The organism is Burkholderia sp. AW49-1, assembly GCF_053427845.1.
In genome coordinates, this window is the sequence record NZ_JBSAXF010000012.1 from 69010 (window position 1) to 87650 (window position 18641).

The 18641-nt window shown below is 68.6% G+C and carries 19 protein-coding genes; 9 read left to right on the plus strand and 10 right to left on the minus strand.

Annotated elements, in window-relative coordinates:
- The first annotated feature begins 108 nt into the window (after positions 1–108).
- Both ACV22W_RS19410 and ACV22W_RS19415 read left to right on the plus strand, forming a co-directional pair.
- Positions 109–1023, plus strand: coding sequence for a sterol desaturase family protein (locus ACV22W_RS19410; RefSeq protein WP_448021094.1), 915 nt, complete (start codon positions 109–111; stop codon positions 1021–1023).
- Positions 1024–1117: 94 nt separating this feature from the next.
- The gene (locus ACV22W_RS19415) at positions 1118–2260 is read left to right on the plus strand and encodes an SGNH/GDSL hydrolase family protein (RefSeq protein ID WP_448021095.1); all 1143 of its coding nucleotides are present in this window, start codon (positions 1118–1120) and stop codon (positions 2258–2260) included.
- A gap of 87 nt (positions 2261–2347) precedes the next feature.
- Here the strand turns inward: ACV22W_RS19415 and ACV22W_RS19420 are convergent, their stop codons facing one another.
- The 6 genes from ACV22W_RS19420 to pyk form a co-directional block, all read right to left on the minus strand.
- Positions 2348–3376 carry an L-threonylcarbamoyladenylate synthase gene (locus ACV22W_RS19420; protein ID WP_175911275.1) on the minus strand — a complete coding sequence of 343 codons (1029 nt, stop codon included), beginning with the start codon at positions 3374–3376 and terminating at the stop codon, positions 2348–2350.
- 11 nt (positions 3377–3387) lie between these two features.
- Entirely contained in the window at positions 3388–4584 is a 1197-nt protein-coding gene (locus tag ACV22W_RS19425; protein WP_059701768.1) for a 5-(carboxyamino)imidazole ribonucleotide synthase, read from the minus strand.
- Between the two features lie 88 nt (positions 4585–4672).
- The gene (gene purE / locus ACV22W_RS19430; protein ID WP_012364611.1) at positions 4673–5194 is read right to left on the minus strand and encodes a 5-(carboxyamino)imidazole ribonucleotide mutase; all 522 of its coding nucleotides are present in this window, start codon (positions 5192–5194) and stop codon (positions 4673–4675) included.
- 17 nt (positions 5195–5211) lie between these two features.
- Entirely contained in the window at positions 5212–6102 is an 891-nt protein-coding gene (locus tag ACV22W_RS19435; protein WP_059820348.1) for a phosphoribosylaminoimidazolesuccinocarboxamide synthase, read from the minus strand.
- Positions 6103–6341: 239 nt separating this feature from the next.
- A complete protein-coding gene (gene fba, locus ACV22W_RS19440; RefSeq protein WP_014896168.1) occupies positions 6342–7406 on the minus strand; it encodes a class II fructose-bisphosphate aldolase in 1065 nt (354 codons plus the stop codon).
- A gap of 309 nt (positions 7407–7715) precedes the next feature.
- Entirely contained in the window at positions 7716–9152 is a 1437-nt protein-coding gene (gene pyk, locus ACV22W_RS19445) for a pyruvate kinase (protein ID WP_059447904.1), read from the minus strand.
- On the opposite strand from pyk, the gene ACV22W_RS19450 reads away from it, so the two are divergent.
- A complete protein-coding gene (locus ACV22W_RS19450; RefSeq protein ID WP_256097633.1) occupies positions 9151–9279 on the plus strand; it encodes a hypothetical protein in 129 nt (42 codons plus the stop codon). The genes pyk and ACV22W_RS19450 overlap by 2 nt on opposite strands.
- A gap of 157 nt (positions 9280–9436) precedes the next feature.
- Here the strand turns inward: ACV22W_RS19450 and ACV22W_RS19455 are convergent, their stop codons facing one another.
- The 3 genes from ACV22W_RS19455 to ACV22W_RS19465 form a co-directional block, all read right to left on the minus strand.
- Complete coding sequence (locus tag ACV22W_RS19455; protein WP_448021097.1) at positions 9437–10633, minus strand: phosphoglycerate kinase; 1197 nt, start codon at positions 10631–10633, stop codon at positions 9437–9439.
- A 280-nt stretch (positions 10634–10913) separates the two neighbouring features.
- Positions 10914–11237 (minus strand): AzlD domain-containing protein, encoded by a 324-nt coding sequence (locus ACV22W_RS19460; RefSeq protein WP_448021099.1) that lies wholly within the window; start codon positions 11235–11237, stop codon positions 10914–10916.
- A complete protein-coding gene (locus ACV22W_RS19465; protein ID WP_448021101.1) occupies positions 11234–11989 on the minus strand; it encodes an AzlC family ABC transporter permease in 756 nt (251 codons plus the stop codon). The genes ACV22W_RS19460 and ACV22W_RS19465 overlap by 4 nt, the downstream gene beginning before the upstream one ends.
- Before the next feature lie 204 nt (positions 11990–12193).
- Here ACV22W_RS19465 and ACV22W_RS19470 point away from each other — a divergent pair, with 204 nt between their 5' ends.
- The 6 genes from ACV22W_RS19470 to ACV22W_RS19495 all read left to right on the plus strand — a co-directional run bounded on the left by ACV22W_RS19470 (position 12194) and on the right by ACV22W_RS19495 (position 16768).
- A complete protein-coding gene (locus ACV22W_RS19470; RefSeq protein ID WP_124613662.1) occupies positions 12194–13117 on the plus strand; it encodes a branched-chain amino acid transaminase in 924 nt (307 codons plus the stop codon).
- A gap of 50 nt (positions 13118–13167) precedes the next feature.
- Complete coding sequence (locus ACV22W_RS19475) at positions 13168–13362, plus strand: zinc-finger domain-containing protein (protein ID WP_006749970.1); 195 nt, start codon at positions 13168–13170, stop codon at positions 13360–13362.
- A 137-nt stretch (positions 13363–13499) separates the two neighbouring features.
- Positions 13500–14537, plus strand: a complete 1038-nt coding sequence (waaF, locus tag ACV22W_RS19480) for a lipopolysaccharide heptosyltransferase II (RefSeq protein ID WP_059527997.1) — start codon at positions 13500–13502, stop codon at positions 14535–14537.
- A gap of 115 nt (positions 14538–14652) precedes the next feature.
- The gene (locus ACV22W_RS19485) at positions 14653–15099 is read left to right on the plus strand and encodes a nuclear transport factor 2 family protein (protein WP_006749968.1); all 447 of its coding nucleotides are present in this window, start codon (positions 14653–14655) and stop codon (positions 15097–15099) included.
- A gap of 33 nt (positions 15100–15132) precedes the next feature.
- Complete coding sequence (locus ACV22W_RS19490) at positions 15133–16170, plus strand: hydrolase (protein ID WP_448021103.1); 1038 nt, start codon at positions 15133–15135, stop codon at positions 16168–16170.
- Complete coding sequence (locus tag ACV22W_RS19495; RefSeq protein ID WP_448021105.1) at positions 16163–16768, plus strand: DUF2946 family protein; 606 nt, start codon at positions 16163–16165, stop codon at positions 16766–16768. Before ACV22W_RS19490 ends, ACV22W_RS19495 begins: the two co-directional genes overlap by 8 nt.
- A gap of 31 nt (positions 16769–16799) precedes the next feature.
- Here the strand turns inward: ACV22W_RS19495 and ACV22W_RS19500 are convergent, their stop codons facing one another.
- Positions 16800–18494 (minus strand): M48 family metalloprotease, encoded by a 1695-nt coding sequence (locus ACV22W_RS19500; RefSeq protein ID WP_448021107.1) that lies wholly within the window; start codon positions 18492–18494, stop codon positions 16800–16802.
- Between the last annotated feature and the right edge of the window lie 147 nt (positions 18495–18641).

Below are 18641 nucleotides of genomic sequence, written 5' to 3' on the forward strand. Positions count from 1 at the left end.
CCCCTCGCCTAGCGCGTGGCGATTGCGTAGGCTGTTGGCCTGACCGATATCTACAACGGGCCGTACGCCCGGCCTCACGGCTTGCAGGGGAAAGGAGGAGACACGTCCATGCGATTCGACGTCGAATTGCTTCTGCTCGCGCTGGCGCCCGTCTTCCTGCTCTGCATCGCGTGGGAAGCCTGGCACCTCGCCCGCACGCGTGCGCAGGACCATGTCTATGCGTGGCGCGACACGCTGTGCAACGCGGCGCTCGCACTGATGCACCAAGGCGCCGACAAGCTTGCGTGGTTGCTCGTGATCCCCGTTTATGCGTACTGCTACGCACATTTCCGGCTGTTCACATGGCACGACGGCTGGCTGTCGTTCGCCGTGCTGTTCGTCGGTCAGGACTTCCTCTACTACGTGTTCCATCGCGCGAGCCATCGCGTGCGCTGGCTGTGGGCCGCGCACGTCGTGCATCACTCGTCCGAGCGGATGAATTTCTCGACCGCGTTCCGGCAGAGCCTGATGTATCCCGTCGCGGGCATGTGGGCGTTCTGGCTGCCGCTCGCGTTCCTCGGCTTTCCGCCGCAGCAGATCGTCGGCATCGTGCTGATCAACCTCGCGTTCCAGTTCTTCGTGCACACGCAGGCGATCGGCAAGCTCGGCTGGCTCGAATACGTGTTCAACACGCCGTCGATTCATCGCGCGCACCACGCACGCAACCCGCGCTACATCGACCGCAATTACGCAGGTGTGCTCGTGATCTGGGACCGCCTGTTCGGCAGCTACGTCGAAGAATCGCCCGACGATCCGCCGCAATACGGAATCGTCGAGCCGCTCGGCTCGAACAATCCGCTCGTCGCGACGTTTCACGAGTGGGTGTCGATGGCGGCCGACGCGTTGCGCATCGACGGATGGCGCAACAAGCTGCGCGCGATTTTCGGCCCGCCCGAATGGGCGAGCGCTTATCATGCGCAGATCGCCGAGGCCGCGAATCGCGATCCGCGCACCGTGCCGCTTGCGGCCGTGCGCGACCAATAACCGTTTCAGCCAACGGCCGTCGCGCAGCCCGGATCCGAGCCGGCGCGCGGCAGATGAGAAACACATCGGGCCATATCTACGAGGAGATCGAACGATGCAGTCACAACGACAATTCCCGTCGCGCACCCGTCAACGCCTGCTGCGCACCGCGCAGGTCGCGATCGCGGGCGCCGCGCTCGCCCTGCTCGCCGCGTGCGGCGGCGGCGACGACAACAACAGCAGCGCGTCGAACACGCCGCCGTCCGGCGTGAAGATGCAGGTCGTGTCGTTCGGCGACAGCCTGTCGGACGCCGGCACCTACTCGCAGATCAAGCTCGGCTTCGGCGGCGGCCGCTTCACGACCAACCCCGGCCAGGTGTGGACGCAGGACGTCGCGCAGTACTACGGCGACACACTGCAGCCCGCGAACCAGGGCGGCTTCGGCATTCCGCTGCAGGCCACGGGCGGCCTCGGCTACGCGCAGGGCGGCTCGCGCGTGACGCTGCAACCGGGTATCGGCCACGCCGCCTCGAGCGTGCCGAACGCCGACTACGCGCAGGCCACGACGACCCCGATCGCCGACCAGGTCAAGCAATACCTGACGCAGCACGGCAGCTTCAACGCCGGCCAGATCGTGCTGATCAACGGCGGCGCCAACGACATCTTCTATCAGGCACAGGTCGCGCAGGCGCAGGGCAACACGCCGGCCGCGCAGCTCGCGGCCGCGCAGGCGATCGGCCTCGCCGCGCAGCAGCTCGGCGGCATCGTCCAGCAGATCGTCGCGGCCGGCGCGTCGCACGTGTTCGTCGCGACGGTGCCGGACATCGGCGGCACGCCGCTCGCGCTGCAAGGCGGCCCGCAGACGCAAGCCGCGTTCACGCAGCTGTCGGGGCTGTTCAACCAGACGCTGGTCGGCACGCTCGCCGCGCTGAAGGTCGACACGACGAAGTACGCGGTGGTCGATGCGTTCAAGTGGCAGGACGGCATCGCGGCCAACTACCAGGCGAACGGCTTCAGCGTGTCGAACACCGACACCGCATGCAACCTGAAGGCGATGGTCGCGGCGGCGACCCAGTACGGCGTCGCGGACGCGACCGCCTTCGGCTCGTCGCTGTTCTGCTCGCCGCAGACCTACACGACCGCCAACGCGGACCAGACCTACATGTTCGCCGACACGGTCCACCCGACGACGCGCCTGCACGCGCTGTTCGCGCAGTACGTCGAGCAGCAGATCGCGGCCACGGGCGTCGGCAAGTAAGCCGAACGCCACGCGCGCAAACGAAAACGCCCGACCGGTTCGCCGGTCGGGCGTCTTTCATTTCACGAGCGGATACGAACGGCTGCGTCAGTCGCGCGCTTCGAACGCGGCGGCCGCACGACCGAGGCGATCGTTGACCGCGATCCATTCGACGGTCTCGGGCAGTTTCTCGACGAGGATGCGGGCGACCTGCGCGCGGTCGAGCGCGCGCAGCATGCCGTACAGGTCGCGCGCATACGCCTGAGGATCTTCCGGCGCCGCGACGAAATGCACGCCATCGGCCTGCGCCCAGCGTCCCGCGCGCGACGCGCGTGCGACGAGCGCGACACGTTCGCCATCGGTCTGTGCGGCCGCGAGCAGCGGCTCGAGCGCATCGAACGGCAGCAGCGCGAGCGGCGTGCGCGGCGCGTAATGCGCCTTCAGCGTGCCCGACGCGCGCGGTGCGGTCGCGTCGCTGCCGTCGGGCAGGCGCGGCGCGCGGCCGAGCACGTCGGCGATCTGCTGCGGCGTCACGTGGCCCGGGCGCAGCAGCGCCGGGAAGCCGCGCGACAGGTCGAGGATCGTCGATTCGATGCCGACTTCCGACGGGCCGCCATCGAGCACGTGCACGGTGTCGCCGAATTCGTCGCGCACGTGTTGGGCGGTGGTCGGGCTCACGTGACCGAAGCGATTCGCGGACGGCGCGGCGACGCCGCCGTGGCCGCCGCGCCGCGCGCTGAACGCGGCCAGCAGCGCCTGCGCGACCGGATGCGACGGACAGCGCAGGCCGACCGAATCCTGGCCGCCGCTCACGGCGTCCGGAATGCGCGCATGGCGCTTCAGGATCAGCGTCAGCGGGCCCGGCCAGAATTCATCGATCAGCGCCCGCGCGTCGGCCGGCAGGTCTTCGACCCAGTAACCGGGATCGCCGCCGGGCGGCAGGTGCACGATCACCGGATGGTTCGCCGGACGCCCCTTCGCCGCGTAGATGCGTGCGACGGCCTCGGGATTCGCCGCGTCGCCGCCGAGCCCGTACACGGTTTCGGTCGGGAACGCGACGAGTTGCCCCGCGTCGAGCAGCGCGGCAGCCGCGTCGATCTGCGCGGGCGTCACGGAGTTCGGGAGATCGATGGACATCGGCTGGCGCCTCAGTCGAGCGGCACGCGCAGCAGCTGCGCGCACGCGGTGGCGGCGGCAACGGCATCGTCGCGCGTCTCGGCCGTGAAGTTCACGTGGCCCATCTTGCGGCCGACGCGCGCTTCTTCCTTGCCGTACAGGTGCAGGTGCGCAGCCGGCATCGCGGCGACCGTGTCCCACGGCGGCGTGACGGCCTCGGCCGCGGCGCCGTTCGGGAACCACACGTCGCCGAGGATGTTCAGCATCGCGGCCGGCGAATGCTGGCGCGGATTGCCGAGCGGCATGCGCGTCATCGCGCGCACCTGCTGCTCGAACTGGCTCGTTGCGCACGCATCGACCGTGTAGTGACCCGAGTTGTGCGGGCGCGGCGCCATTTCGTTCGCGACGAACGAGCCGTCTTCCAGCACGAAGAATTCGACGCAGAGCACGCCGACGTAGCCGAGCGTATCGGCGATCCGGACGGCTGCCTGCTGCGCCTCCTCGACGCGCGCGGCATCGGCGGCCGGTGCCGGCACGACGGTCAGCGCGAGGATGCCGTTGTGATGCACGTTCTGCGCGAGCGGGAATGCGGCCGAGCGGCCGTCCGCGCCGCGCGCGATCAGCGCGGACACTTCGTATTTCAGCGGCAGGCGCTTCTCCAGCACGCACGGCACGCCGCCGAGCGACGCATGCGCGTCGCGCGCTTCCCGCGCGGTGTTCACGCGCACCTGGCCCTTGCCGTCGTAACCGAGGCGCGCCGTCTTCAGGATGCCCGGCAGCACCGCGTCGAGCGCGGCATCGTCGAGCGCGGCGAGCGCCGCTGCCGATTCGATCACGACGTGCGGTGCGACCGGCACGCCCGACGCCTCGATGAAACGCTTCTCCGCGATCCGGTCCTGCGCGACCGCGACGCAGCGGCCGGCCGGCGCGACGAACGTCGTGCGCGCGAGGAAATCGAGGCTCGCGGCCGGCACGTTCTCGAATTCCGTCGACACGGCATCGCACAGGTCCGCCAGTTCGGCGAGCGCGGCTTCGTCGTCGTAGGCCGCGCGCAGGTGACGGTCGGCGACCGCGCCGGCGGGGCTCGTCGGATCGGGATCGAGCACGGCGACGCGATAGCCCATCGACTGGGCGGCAAAGCAGAACATGCGGCCGAGCTGGCCGCCGCCGACCATGCCCAGCCACGCGCCGGGCAGGATCGGGGAAACGGAATCAGGAGTTGCGGTCATGTCAGTGGTCGGTCGCGGCGGGCGCTGCCCGCCGCAGTGATGAGGATCAGGCGGCCGCTGGAACGCCAGTGCGGCCGCCGGTGCGCCGTCATGCGAGCGGCGGCAGCACCATCGCGTGCGCGGCTTCGTTCTGGCGCACGCGGAACGCGGCGAGGCGGTTCGCGTAGTCGACCGACGTGCCGGACAGAATCGACACCGCGAACAGCGCGGCGTTCGCGGCGCCGGCCTCGCCGATCGCGAACGTCGCGACCGGCACGCCCTTCGGCATCTGCACGATCGAGTGCAGCGAATCGACGCCCTTCAGGTACTTGCTCGCGACCGGCACGCCGAGCACCGGCACCGTGGTTTTCGCGGCCAGCATGCCGGGCAGGTGCGCGGCACCGCCGGCGCCCGCGATGATCGCGCGCAGCCCGCGCTCGCGCGCCTTCTCCGCGTAGTCGAACATCTCGTCGGGCATCCGGTGCGCGGACACGACCTTCGCTTCGTACGGCACGCCGAATTCCTGCAGGATCGCGACCGCGTTCTTCATCACGTCCCAGTCGGAACTCGAACCCATCAGCACGCCGACGAGCGGCGCGCTGTGCGTGTGGGCAGTCTGGACTTCACTCATTTCGTGCGTTCCTTCCTTCAGGCGAGCGGCTGGCCGGTGATGCGCTCGAGCGCTTCCTGGTACTTTGCGGCCGTCTTCTCGACGACGTCGGCCGGCAGTGCCGGTGCCGGCGCGGTCTTGCCCCACGGCTGCGCCTCGAGCCAGTCGCGCACGAACTGCTTGTCGAACGACGGCGGGTTGGTGCCGACCTGGTACTGGTCGGCCGGCCAGAAGCGCGACGAATCGGCCGTCAGCACTTCGTCCATCAGGTACAGCTTGCCGTGATTGTCGAGGCCGAATTCAAACTTCGTGTCGGCGATGATGATGCCGCGCGTCGCCGCGTAGTCGGCCGCTTCCTTGTACAGGCGGATCGAGATGTCGCGGATCGTCGCGGCCAGCTCGGTGCCGATGCGGCGCTCGGTTTCCTCGAACGTAATGTTCTCGTCGTGCTCGCCGAGCTCGGCCTTCGCGGCCGGCGTGAAGATCGGCTCGGGCAGCTTCTGCGCGTTCTGCAGGCCTTCCGGCAGCTTCACGCCGCACACGGCGCCCGACTCCTGGTATTCCTTCCAGCCGCTGCCGGCCAGGTAGCCGCGCACGACCGCCTCGATCATGATCGGCTCGAGGCGCTTGACGACCACGCCGCGGCCCTTGACCTGCTCGACCTCGTCAGCCGAAACGACCGCTTCCGGCGCGTCGCCCGTGAGGTGGTTCGGCACGATGTGCGCGAGCTTGTCGAACCAGAAGTTCGCCATCTGGTTCAGCACGCGGCCCTTGTTCGGAATCGGCTCGCCCATGATCACGTCGAATGCCGACAGGCGATCCGTCGTGACGATCAGGAGCTTGTCGTTGCCGACCGCGTAGTTGTCGCGGACCTTGCCGCGACCGAGGAGCGGCAGCGAGCGGAGCGTGGATTCGTAAAGGGTAGACATCGTCTTTTCGCAGATAAGGAGCCAAACAAAAAGGGAAACGCCGTTCCCCGCGGCAGGCGGGAACGGCGGTCTTGCAATGCGTCGGCGAACCGGCGGGCGCTCAGGCCCCCGCCGGCTGCCGGCCGGCCCTTGTTCGGCCGGACGGAACGGCCGCCACGAGGGCCGGATCGAATCCGGCGCTCCGGGGCGGCCAGCCCCGGCCCGGCGGCAAGACCGGGCGGGGCAATCGTACTACAGTCTCAGCGCACGACCTGCGCAAGCGCGCCGGACTTGTACTGCTCGGCGATCTTGTCGAGCGACACCGGCTTGATCTTCGCGGCCTGGCCTTCGCAGCCGAACGCGAGGTAGCGGTCGACGCACACCTGCTTCGCCGCTTCGCGCGCGGGCTTCAGGTAGTCGCGCGGATCGAACTTGCCCGGGTTCTCGAACAGGTAGCGGCGGATCGCGCCGGTGATCGCGAGACGCAGGTCGGTGTCGATGTTGATCTTGCGCACGCCGTGCTTGATGCCTTCCTGGATTTCCTCGACCGGCACGCCGTAGGTTTCCTTCATGTCGCCGCCGAATTCGCGGATCTCGGCCAGCAGTTCCTGCGGCACCGACGACGAACCGTGCATCACCAGATGCGTGTTCGGGATGCGTGCGTGGATTTCCTTGATGCGCTGGATCGACAGGATGTCGCCCGTCGGCTTCTTCGAGAACTTGTACGCGCCGTGCGACGTACCGATCGCGATCGCGAGCGCGTCGCACTGCGTGAGCTTCACGAAGTCGGCGGCCTGCTCCGGATCGGTCAGCAGTTGCTCGCGGGTCATCGTGCCTTCCGCGCCGTGGCCGTCTTCCTTGTCACCCTTCATCGTCTCGAGCGAGCCGAGCACGCCGAGTTCGGCTTCGACCGTCACGCCGATCGAGTGCGCCATCTCGACGACCTTGCGCGACACGTCGACGTTGTATTCGTACGAGGCGACCGTCTTGCCGTCGGCTTCGAGCGAACCGTCCATCATCACGCTGGTGAAGCCGCTGCGGATCGCGCCCATGCACACGGCCGGCGACTGGCCGTGGTCCTGGTGCATCACGACCGGGATGTGCGGATACGACTCGACCGCCGCTTCGATCAGGTGGCGCAGGAAGGGCTCGCCCGCGTACTTACGCGCGCCGGCCGATGCCTGCATGATCACGGGCGCTCCGACCTGATCCGCCGCCGCCATGATCGCCTGGACCTGCTCCAGGTTGTTCACGTTGAAGGCCGGCAGGCCGTAACCGTGCTCTGCCGCGTGGTCCAGCAATTGACGCATTGATACGAGAGGCATTGTGGAACTCCTTGGAATGAAAACCGGTGCGCCCTGACGCCGGCGCGGCGCTCGGCCCCGTCGAAAACGGGGCGGCACGGCGCGGCTGAGCGTCGAATAGCCGCATTTTATCGCGAAGCGCCTCCGATTCCGACCGGCCGGTGGCGTGTACTCGCAATTTGTTACCTTCGCACGGCACAATCCGGCCAAAAAACAAAAAAAAGCCGCGCGGGGCATCAGACCCCGCGCGGCTTTCGTCAAAAACGGTGCCCGATCGGCTCGGGCGGCCGGTGGTCCGGCCAACGGGCCGGCCCGTTGCATGCCCGGCGCTCAGTAATGCTCGCCGACCCGCACGATCTTCAGCGTGTTGGTGCCGCCCGCCTGCCCCATCGGCTCGCCGACGGTCAGCACGACCATGTCGCCGTGCTGCACGTAGCCCTGCTTGACGACGATCTCGAGCGCCGCCTGCAGCGCCGAGTCGCGGTCGCTGTTGAAGTCGACGTGCAGCGGCGTCACGTTGCGGTACAGCGCCATCGTGCGCTCGCTGCCGACGCGCGGCGTCAGCGCGAAGATCGGCACGTGCGTGTAGTGACGCGACATCCACAGCGCGGTCGCGCCCGATTCGGTCAGCGCGACGATTGCCTTCGCGCCGAGGTGATACGCGGTGAACAGCGCGCCCATCGCGATCGACTGATCGATCCGCGTAAACGTGCGGTCGAGGAAATCCTTGTCCAGCTCGACGTGCTCGGACTTTTCCGCCTCGACGCACACGGCCGCCATCGTCTCGATCGTGACGACCGGGTACTTGCCGGCGGCCGTCTCGGCCGACAGCATCACCGCGTCGGTGCCGTCGAGCACCGCGTTCGCGACGTCCGACACTTCCGCGCGGGTCGGCACCGGCGCGTGGATCATCGATTCCATCATCTGCGTCGCGGTGATCACGAGCTTGTTCGACTCGCGCGCCATCCGGATCATCCGCTTCTGCAGCGCCGGCACGGCCGCGTTGCCGACTTCCACCGCGAGGTCGCCGCGCGCGACCATGATGCCGTCGGACGCGTCAAGAATGCTCTGCAGCGCCGGAATCGCCTCCGCGCGCTCGATCTTCGCGATCATCTTCGGCTTGATGCCGTACGGCGCGCCCGCGATGTTCGCAAGCTGGCGCGCCATTTCCATGTCCGTCGCATTCTTCGGGAACGACACCGCGACCAGATCCGCGCCGAGCGACATCGCCGTGCGGATGTCTTCCATGTCCTTCGCGGTCAGCGCGGGCGCCGACAGACCGCCGCCCTGGCGATTGATCCCCTTGTTGTTCGACAGCTCGCCGCCCACCTTGACGATCGTGTGGATCTCGTCGCCGAGCACGCGCTCGACGGTCAACACGATCAGGCCGTCGTTCAGCAGCAGCAGGTCGCCCGGCTTCAGGTCGCGCGGCAGCTCCTTGTAGTCGAGGCCGACGCGCTCGTCGTTGCCGAGTTCGCAGCCCGCGTCGAGGATGAAGGCCTGGCCCGGCACGAGGGTCGTCTTGCCGTTCTCGAACTTGCCGACGCGGATCTTAGGGCCCTGGAGGTCGGCCATGATCGCGATCTCGCGGCCGACCTTGCGGGCGGCCTCGCGCACCATCTCGGCGCGCTGGCGGTGATCGTCGGCCGTGCCGTGCGAAAAGTTGAGCCGCACGACGTCGAGGCCCGCCTGCATCATCTGCAGCAGAATCTCCGGCGAACTGGAAGCCGGGCCGATCGTGGCGACTATCTTGGTGGCGCGCTGCATGAAACTCCTCATCTGGATCAAGGTGGATGCGCTGGGTGAAACGCTGCGAGAGCCGGAATCGGCGGGCCCAGCGGCGGCCGTTCCGGGGGGCGTGCCGGTGCTTGCGCCCGGCATCGCTTTGTTCTGAATCTCGTGGTGCTGCACGACCGCGTCGCCAGCGGCCGCCGGTGCGCGCGGAGTCGAGTTCGCCCGCGCGGGCGCGCGTTTGCGCTTGCCCGCGCCGGCCGGCTGCTCCGCCTTCGCGGAGCGCGCGGCCCTCGTCACCCCTGCGCGCGCCGCCACGCTCAGGCCGCCCGCGTTTCGAGCACTTCCACTGCCGGCAGCTTCTTCCCCTCGAGGAACTCGAGGAAGGCGCCGCCGCCCGTCGAGATGTAGCTGACCTGGTCATGGATGCCGTACTTCGCGATGGCCGCGAGCGTGTCGCCGCCGCCCGCGATCGAGAACGCGGACGATTTGGCGATCGCTTCGGCGAGCGTCTTGGTGCCGTTGCCGAACTGGTCGAACTCGAACACGCCGACCGGGCCGTTCCAGACGATCGTGCCGGCCTTCTCGAGCTGGCTGGCGAGCGCCTTGGCCGTATCCGGGCCGATGTCGAGAATCATGTCGTCGGCTTCGATGTCGGCGACCTGCTTCACCGTGGCCGCGGCCGTCGGCGAGAATTCCTTGGCCGTCACGACGTCGGTCGGGATCGGCACCGACGCGCCGCGCTCGCGCGCCTCGTCGATGATCGCCTTCGCCTCGGCGACGAGATCGGCTTCCGCGAGCGACTTGCCGATCGACAGGCCGGCCGCGAGCATGAACGTGTTCGCGATGCCGCCGCCGACGATCAGCTGGTCGACCTTGCCGGCGAGCGACTTGAGAATCGTCAGCTTGGTCGACACCTTCGAACCGGCGACGATCGCGACCAGCGGGCGAGCCGGGTTGCCGAGCGCCTTGCCGAGCGCATCGAGTTCGGCGGCCAGCAGCGGGCCCGCGCACGCGACCGGCGCATACTTCGCGATCCCGTGGGTGGTCGCTTCCGCGCGGTGCGCGGTGCCGAACGCGTCGTTCACGTAGACGTCGCAGAGCTTCGCCATCTTCTGCGCGAGTTCGTCCGAATTCTTCTTCTCACCCTTGTTTACGCGGCAGTTCTCGAGCAGCACGACCTGGCCCGGCGCGACGTTCACGCCGTTCTCGACCCAGTTCGGAACGAGCGGCACGTCGCGGCCGAGCAGTTCGGCGAGACGCTTCGCGACCGGCGCGAGCGAGTCTTCCGGCTTGAATTCGCCTTCGGTCGGACGACCGAGGTGCGACGTGACCATCACGGCCGCGCCGGCGTCGAGCGCGGCCTGGATGGCCGGCACGGACGCGCGCACGCGCGTGTCTTCGGTGATGTTGCCGTGATCGTCCTGCGGGACGTTCAGGTCGGCGCGGATGAACACCCGCTTGCCGGCGAGCTGGCCGGCGGCGATCAGGTCGGTAAGACGCTTGACTTGGCTCATGTTGAACAGATTGAAGTAGTGGATGGGGAAAGGGGGTTCACGCTGGACGTGCGCGGGCTGCCGCGAAAGGGCGCCGGATGCGGCCGTGGCTGGCGGTTCGCATGACGCGCACGGGTAAAAAATCTCGAACGGGCATTCTAGCCGATCCATCCGGCAGACTGACCCGTGCGGCGGCGAATTCCGCCTATTTGGGATCGCGCGCGGCCGTCGACACATTTCCGCAACGCAGCAATACGAGTTCGCCAGCGGCCGGCGCCCGGCGGGCGGCCACGACGATTCGTCAGAAGATCAGCCGCAGCGCGGTGAAGGCGAGCATCCCGACGATGATCGTGCCGAGCATGCTGCGCCGCCACAAAAACCAGCCGAGACCGGCAAGTGCGGCGTAAAACGGATGGTTGGACAGCGCGAACGACAGCCCGGCCGGCGTTTCGAGCACGTCGGGCAGCACGACCGCGACGAGCGCGGCGGCCGGCGCGTAGCGCAGCGCGCGCTGCGCGCGCTCAGGCAGCACGGTGCGTTCGCCGCCGATCAGGAATAGCGCGCGCGTGACGGCCGTGACGATCGTCATCCCGACGATCACGATCCAGATTTCCGTCGCGCTCATTCGATTTCCCTTTCGTGCACGGTTTCGGTGCGGATGCGGCGCCAGTCGGCGCGTTCGACGAAGAAATCGGCCGTGCACCCGGCCGCGAGCGCGGCCAGCACCGCGATCGGCAGCGCGAGCCGGTACGGCAGGTCGAACGCAATCAGCGACACGATGCCCGCCACCACCACGGCCGCGAGCGTCGAGCGGTTCGCGACCGCGGACACCATGATCGGAAGCAGCGCGAGCGTGCCGGCCAGCTCCAGCCCCCAGCTCGCGGGAAAGAAGCTCGCGAGCAGGATGCCGGCGAGCGACGACACCTGCCACGACGCCCAGCTCGCGAGCGCCATCCCCCAGAAATACGCCTCCTTGCCCGGCACGTGGCCGTACGCGAAGCCCTGTTTCTGGAACAGCAGGTAGATCACGTCGCCGTTGAAATAGCCGATCGCAATGCGCCGCCACAGCGGCAGGTAGGAAAAATGGGGCGCAAGCCCGGCGCTGAAGATCACGAAGCGCAGGTTGACCATCGTGGCCGTGAGCAGGATCGTCCAGATCGGCAGCTTCGCGACGAGGAGCGGCAGCACCGCGAGCTGCGACGAGCCCGCGTAGACGAAGATCGACATCGCGCTCGCCTGCCCGAGCGTCATCACCGACTTGCTCATCGCGACTCCGGTGACGAGCCCCCAGGACAGGATCGCCATCAGTGTCGGGGAATAGTCGCGCGCGCCCTGGATCAGCGCGAAGCGGTCGGTGGCGGAGAATCGAGCGAGCATGGGAAGCGGGCCGCGGCGGGCGTTCGTCGGGCCGCCGGCGCCTCCTGCCGGTACGACCCGTCGTTATTGGAATCGGTACCGGGCGATTATAGCGCCGGCCCCGTGCCGACCGACCGGATCGCCTTCAAATGAAGCTAAAATAAGCGTCTTTCCGGCTCAATGCTGCACACAACCCGCTGCACAACTGCTTCCCAGGAGAATCCTATGTCAATGGCCGACCGCGACGGCAAGATCTGGATGGACGGCAAGCTGATCGACTGGCGCGACGCCAAGATCCACGTCCTGACCCATACGCTGCACTACGGCATGGGCGTCTTCGAGGGCGTGCGTGCGTACAAGACGGCCGACGGCAGCACCGCGATCTTCCGTCTGCGCGAGCACACCAAACGTCTGCTGAATTCGGCGAAGATCTTCCAGATGGACGTGCCGTTCGACCGCGAAACGCTCGAAGCCGCGCAGCTCGAAGTCGTGCGCGAGAACAAGCTCGAGTCGTGCTACCTGCGTCCGATCATCTGGGTCGGCTCGGAAAAGCTCGGCGTGTCGGCGAAGGGCAACACGATCCACGTCGCGATCGCCGCATGGCCGTGGGGCGCGTACCTCGGCGAGGACGGCCTCGCGAAGGGCATCCGCGTGAAGACGTCGTCGTTCACGCGCCACCACGTGAACGTGTCCATGGTGCGCGCGAAGGCGTCGGGCTGGTACGTGAACTCGATCCTCGCGAACCAGGAAGCGACCGCCGACGGCTACGACGAAGCGCTGCTGCTCGACGTCGACGGCTACGTGTCGGAAGGCTCCGGCGAGAACTTCTTCCTGGTGAACAACGGCAAGCTGTACACGCCGGACCTGGCGTCGTGCCTCGACGGCATCACGCGCGACACGATCATCACGCTCGCGAAGGACGCCGGGATCGAGGTGATCGAGAAGCGCATCACGCGCGACGAGGTCTACACGGCCGACGAAGCGTTCTTCACGGGCACGGCCGCCGAAGTCACGCCGATCCGCGAGCTCGACAACCGCACGATCGGCAGCGGCGCGCGCGGCCCGGTCACGGAAAAGCTCCAGTCGGCATTTTTCGATATCGTGTCGGGCAAGAACGCGAAGTACGCGCACTGGCTGACAAAGGTCTGAGCGCGCTGCGCCACCGACCGCCCCACAAAAGAGTGATAAGAGAAAGTCTCATGAGTGAAATCAAGGAAATGCCGCTGGTCGAGCTGACGGCCAAGGATCTCCCCGCCTACTGCCCGAACCCGGCCATGGCGCGCTGGAGCGCGCACCCGCGCGTCTTCATCGACGTGTCGCACGGCGAGGCACGCTGCCCGTACTGCGGCACGCGCTACAAGCTGCGCGACGGCGAGGTGGTCAAGGGCCATTGAGCCCTGGCCGGGCCCGCGGGCCCGCCGCACGCGAGGCGGCGCAGCCGGAACTCCGGCGCGCCGCCCTTTTCCTGTTCTGACAACCCGAACGCGGTGCATGCGCGCCGTGCTTCATTACGACATCGGAAGTCGACCTGATGCGTCGAGCGCTGGTTATCGCACCGAACTGGATCGGTGACGCATTGATGGCGCAGCCGCTTTTTGCGCTGCTGAAAAAGCTCCATCCCCGCATCGCGATCGATGCCGTCGCGCCCACCTGGGTCGCGCCCGTGCTCGAGCGGATGCCCGAGATCCACGATGTCTACGCGACCGACCTCGCGCACGGCAAGCTGCAGCTGCTGCGCCGCTGGCAGCTCGCGACCGACCTGCGTGACGTCGGCTACGACGCGGCGTACGTGCTGCCGAATTCGCTGAAGTCCGCGGTCATCCCGTGGCTCGCGAACATCCCGCTGCGGATCGGCTACACGGGCGAGCACCGCTACGGCCTGCTGAACGTGCGGCACGCGAACCCGGACAAGTCGGCCGAGCGTCCGCCGATGACGACCCACTACGCGGCGCTCGCGTATGCGCCGGGCGCCAAGCTGCCCGAGTCGATGAAGACGCTGCCCGCGCCGCGCCTCGACGCCGACCTGAACGAGACGGCGCGCGTGTCCGCACGTTTCAATCTCGATACGCGCAAGCCGCTCGTCGTGTTCTGCCCCGGCGCGGAATACGGCCCGGCCAAGCGCTGGCCGCCCGAGCATTTCGCGACGCTCGCGACGATCGTCCACCAGTCGTTCCCGTACACGCAGATCGTCGCGCTCGGCTCGCAGAAGGACGCCGCCGCCGCGCAGGCGATCGCCGACCACGCGCCGAACGTGCGCAACCTGTGCGGGCAGACATCGCTGTCCGAGGCGTGCGCGCTGATCGCGCGCGCGAACGCGGTCGTGACCAACGATTCGGGGCTGATGCACGTCGCGGCCGCGTTGCGCCGGCCGCTCGTCGCGCTGTACGGCTCGACGGATCCGCGCCACACCCCTCCGCTGTCGGAGCTGGCGAAGGTACAATGGCTGCATCTCGAATGCAGTCCCTGCTTCGAACGCGAGTGCCCGCTCGGCCATCTGAACTGCCTGCGCCAACTCGGTCCCGAGCAGGTATTCGGCGATTTGCGCGGCATGCTCGTCGGGCAGCGCTGACCCTGACCGGCGGCGTCGCACGACGCGCCGGGCAATCCGATTCACCGGTGTACGGCGGCTCCATCCGGGCCGCCGTGCTGAATACGGCGCGCGACGCGCGCGAGAGATAACCCCGATGCCACGTTTTGCCCGCCTTTTCGAAGCCGCTGCCGATACGCTGAACGCTTACTACCAGGCCGTCGCCGATGCCAATCTCGACGCGCTGCTGGGGTTGTGGATCGACGAGGACTTCGCCAGCTGCGTCTGGGCCGACGGCGAGCATCTGCACGGCCTCGACCAGATCCGCAGCGGGCTGGCGAACCGCCTCGCGACGCGTCCCGTGACGATCGAGCCGCTCGACATCCGCGTATACGATAGTCTCGGCACCGTCGTCTACACGATCGCCGAAGCGCATCAGCAGGCCGACCTGACGGCCGAACCGGACATGGTTTTCGCCACGTACGTGATGATTCACGAACGCGGCGAGTGGCGCATCGCGCATATTCACGCGAGCCCGATTCCCGAACAAGCGGCCGGACAATTCGCCGCGAAGATCCGTCACGGGCAGGGTCCGCTGCACTGACGAAGAACGAAGCAACGCATTAGCGGGGCGATCATGAGTACGGCTTCTCCGCCCACCTCGCCGCTGACCGGGGCCCCGGCCCCCGACGACGATTCATTGCGCTATCGCGCACCGCGCTGGCTGCCGAACAGCCATGCCCAAACCATCGTGCCCGCGCTGTTCGCACGGCGTCCGGCGGTCGCGTACCGACGAGAGCGATGGGAAACCCCCGACCACGACTTCATCGATCTCGACTGGGTCGCGCATCTCGACAGTGCCGCCCCGGCGCCCGACGCACCGCTGTTCGTGCTGTTCCACGGCCTCGAAGGCAGTTCCGGCTCGCATTACGCGCTGGCGATGATGGCGGCCGCGCGCGCGAAGGGCTGGCACGCGGTCGTCCCGCACTTTCGCAGCTGCAGCGGCGAGCTCAACCGGCAGCCGCGCTTCTACCATCTCGCCGACAGCGCGGAGGTCGACTGGATCCTGCGCCGGCTCGCCGCGCAGCATCGCGGGCCGGTCGTCGCGACCGGCGTGTCGCTCGGCGGTAACGTGCTGCTGCGCTGGCTCGGCGAGCACCGCAGCGACACGTCGATCGTGCACGCGGCCGCCGCGATCTCGACGCCGATCGACGTGCACGCGGGCGGTCGCGCGCTATCGCAGGGCTTCGCGATGGTCTATACGCGCAGCTTCCTGAAGACGCTGAAACGCAAGGCGCTCGCGAAGCTCGACCAGTATCCGGGGCTGTTCGACCGCGACGCGATGCTGCGGGCCGTGACGATGCGCGACTTCGACGAAGTCGTGACCGCGCCGCTGCACGGCTTCGCGAACGCCGACGACTACTGGACCCAGGCCACGACGCGCCCGCTGCTGCCCGCGATCGACGTGCCGACGCTGATCCTCAACGCCCGTAACGACCCGTTCCTTCCCGAATCCGCGCTGCCGAGCGCCGCCGACGTGTCGCCGGCCATCGAGCTCGACCAGCCCGCGGACGGCGGCCACGCGGGATTCATGACCGGGCCGTTCCCCGGCCGCCTCGACTGGCTGTCGGCGCGAGTGTTCGGCTATTGCTCGAAATTCGTCGACCATGGATGACATCGTCAGGCAGGCCCTCGCCAAGTGGCCGAACGTGCCGCACTGCACCGGCTGGCTGCTGCTCGACCGGCGCGGCGAATGGCGGCTGCGCGACGACGCCGCGCAGGCCGCGGGAGCGCTCGGCTCGCCGGTACGGCATGCAGCACTGAACGCGTTCATCGGGCGCAACTACGACTGCGACGCGCACGGCCAGTGGTTCTTCCAGAACGGGCCGCAGCGCGTATACGTCGAGCTCGCCTATACGCCGTGGGTCGTGCGCCTCGCCGAACGCGACGGGCAACTCGCGCTGGCCGACCAGACCGGCGCGCCGTTCGAACCGGACGCCGCGTGGCTCGACGACGCGGGCGGCGTGCTGTTTCGCGCGGCCGGCTCGCCGCCGCGCGTCGCGGCGCTGCACGACCACGACCTCGGCCTGTTCGCCGATCACGCGGACTTCGACGCCACGCCACCCGTGCTGCGCTGGCACGACGGGCGCACGCTGCCGCTCGGCAATCTCGCCTGCGCCGACGTGCCGGCGACGTTCGGCTTCGTCGCGAGTCCCGCGCAGCGGGCGCGCCACGCCGCATCGGATGGCGGCAACGGTAGCGTCGACGGCTGACGCGCAACCCGCCCTGCCCGCCTGACGGCCGTTATCCGCGGCCGTTCTTTTCGTCCTCGCGCTCTTCCTTGTAGCGCGCCTCGAATTCCAGCAGCCGCGCGCCGATGATCGACTGGTCATAGAACGACACGTCCTTCGCATCGCGCGCCTCCTTCAACTGGCGTATCGCCGACGGCCACGCGCCGTCGAGCGCCAGCTTCTCCGCGAGCGCGCGGCGCCGCGCGAGCACGTCGCCCCGGCCGTCGCTCGCCTTCGCGAGATAGTCCCACCAGTCCGGCTGCTCGGGATCCGCTTGCGCCTCCGTGCGCGCGAGCGTCTGTGCTTCGGCGAAGCGGCGCGCGGCGATCAGCGCCTGCAGGTGCGCGACGATCGCCGCGTGCGACGCCGGCCAGCGCCGCTGCGCGAGCGCCGCGAGCCGCACCGCGTCGCCGGTCCGGCCCGCGCGGCGCGCGATGTCGGCGGCGAGCACGTCGAGGCTCGGTGAACTCGTCTCGGGATCGTCCGCGCGCCGCTCGCGCGCGTCGAACGCGGCACGGGCCGACACGAGCGCCTTGTCGGCCGCGTCGTACTGGCCGAGCAGCATGTTCGCGAGCGCGATCCCGTACTCGTTCGCCGCGACGTTCGGCGCCGTGCGATCGTCGAGCTCGAGCTGCATCCGGCGCGCCTCAGCCGCGATGTCGTTCGGCGCGCGGTTCTGCAGAATGCGCAACCGCGCGCGCACGAAGCCATATTCGGCCGACTGGCGCGGCTGCCGATATGGCGCGCGGCGTGCGCGATCTTCCATGTCGGCGATCCGTTCGCCCGTCAGCGGGTGCGTACGCGCATAGGCCGGCACGCCCGCGTCGCCCATCGACGCGCGCTCGAGCCGTTCGAAGAAGCCCGGCATCCCGTAGGGGTCGTAGCCGGCGCCGGCGAGCAGCTGGAACCCGACGCGATCGGCCTCGCGCTCCGCCGACCGCGAGAAGCGCAACTGGTTGTCGACCGCGTACGCCTGCCCGCCCATCGCGATCGCGCTGCCGAGATCGCCGCTGCGCGCGAGCACGCCCGCCAGCACGCCGAGCAGCATCGTCGCGAGCGCCGTGTAGCCGGTCTTCTCGTTCGCACCGATCATCCGCGCGATGTGCCGCTGCAGCACGTGGCCCATCTCGTGACCGACCACCGATGCGAGTTCGGATTCCGTCTGCGTCGTGATGACCAGCCCGCTGTTGATGCCGATGAAGCCGCCCGGCATCGAGAACGCGTTGATCTGCGGATCGCGCACCGGGAACAGTTCGAAGTCCGGCATGTCGCCGCCGATGTAGCGCGCGGCCGCCGCGGCCGCGAGCCGCTTCGCGATCGCGTTCAGGTAGTCGCGCGCGAGCCAGTCGTCGAGATAGTCCGGATCGCGCCGCACCTCGCGCATCACGCGCTCGCCAAGACGCCGTTCGGCCCGCGGCGTGAGCGAACCGCCGGAGCCGTCGCCGAGGTCGGGCAGCTCCAGCGCGCGCAGCGGTGCGCGCAGGCTCGCGACGGGCGCGGATGCGCCATCGGCGCCGGAAAACCGGCTCTCCGCGCCGCCGTAAGTGCCGAATACGCCGGTCGCGATGCCGGACGGCACCGTGGAAATAGACGGCGACGCGCCTGCCGCCGGCTCGAGCGGCAGTGCGGACGTGCGCTGTGCATGGCCGCTCGGCGGCAGCACGAGCGCCGCCGACATCGTCACGGCAAGCAACTGTTTGACACGCATGGCAGGATGAAAACGACGCCGTCCCGCGCGCCGGGCGCGCATCGCGGCGTTTGGTCTGAATATTCGGATCATTGTACCGGCGACATCGCGACTGTCCCGCGCGGCATATGCGCCATCTGCGCGCTCGGCGTCGCAAGGGCCACTGCT

Excerpts from the sequence above, each read along its gene's own strand:
- waaF (WP_059527997.1), top strand. The coding sequence starts at position 13,500 with ATGCGTCGAGCGCTGGTTATCGCACCGAACTGGATCGGTGACGCATTG.
- ACV22W_RS19500 (WP_448021107.1), bottom strand. The coding sequence starts at position 18,494 with ATGCGTGTCAAACAGTTGCTTGCCGTGACGATGTCGGCGGCGCTCGTG.
- pyk (WP_059447904.1), bottom strand. The coding sequence starts at position 9,152 with ATGCAGCGCGCCACCAAGATAGTCGCCACGATCGGCCCGGCTTCCAGT.
- ACV22W_RS19420 (WP_175911275.1), bottom strand. The coding sequence starts at position 3,376 with ATGTCCATCGATCTCCCGAACTCCGTGACGCCCGCGCAGATCGACGCG.
- fba (WP_014896168.1), bottom strand. The coding sequence starts at position 7,406 with ATGCCTCTCGTATCAATGCGTCAATTGCTGGACCACGCGGCAGAGCAC.
- ACV22W_RS19435 (WP_059820348.1), bottom strand. The coding sequence starts at position 6,102 with ATGTCTACCCTTTACGAATCCACGCTCCGCTCGCTGCCGCTCCTCGGT.
- ACV22W_RS19490 (WP_448021103.1), top strand. The coding sequence starts at position 15,133 with ATGAGTACGGCTTCTCCGCCCACCTCGCCGCTGACCGGGGCCCCGGCC.
- purE (WP_012364611.1), bottom strand. The coding sequence starts at position 5,194 with ATGAGTGAAGTCCAGACTGCCCACACGCACAGCGCGCCGCTCGTCGGC.
- ACV22W_RS19415 (WP_448021095.1), top strand. The coding sequence starts at position 1,118 with ATGCAGTCACAACGACAATTCCCGTCGCGCACCCGTCAACGCCTGCTG.
- ACV22W_RS19495 (WP_448021105.1), top strand. The coding sequence starts at position 16,163 with ATGGATGACATCGTCAGGCAGGCCCTCGCCAAGTGGCCGAACGTGCCG.
- ACV22W_RS19465 (WP_448021101.1), bottom strand. The coding sequence starts at position 11,989 with ATGCTCGCTCGATTCTCCGCCACCGACCGCTTCGCGCTGATCCAGGGC.
- ACV22W_RS19425 (WP_059701768.1), bottom strand. The coding sequence starts at position 4,584 with ATGACCGCAACTCCTGATTCCGTTTCCCCGATCCTGCCCGGCGCGTGG.
- ACV22W_RS19460 (WP_448021099.1), bottom strand. The coding sequence starts at position 11,237 with ATGAGCGCGACGGAAATCTGGATCGTGATCGTCGGGATGACGATCGTC.
- ACV22W_RS19475 (WP_006749970.1), top strand. The coding sequence starts at position 13,168 with ATGAGTGAAATCAAGGAAATGCCGCTGGTCGAGCTGACGGCCAAGGAT.
- ACV22W_RS19470 (WP_124613662.1), top strand. The coding sequence starts at position 12,194 with ATGTCAATGGCCGACCGCGACGGCAAGATCTGGATGGACGGCAAGCTG.
- ACV22W_RS19410 (WP_448021094.1), top strand. The coding sequence starts at position 109 with ATGCGATTCGACGTCGAATTGCTTCTGCTCGCGCTGGCGCCCGTCTTC.
- ACV22W_RS19455 (WP_448021097.1), bottom strand. The coding sequence starts at position 10,633 with ATGAGCCAAGTCAAGCGTCTTACCGACCTGATCGCCGCCGGCCAGCTC.
- ACV22W_RS19450 (WP_256097633.1), top strand. The coding sequence starts at position 9,151 with ATGAAACTCCTCATCTGGATCAAGGTGGATGCGCTGGGTGAAACGCTG.
- ACV22W_RS19485 (WP_006749968.1), top strand. The coding sequence starts at position 14,653 with ATGCCACGTTTTGCCCGCCTTTTCGAAGCCGCTGCCGATACGCTGAAC.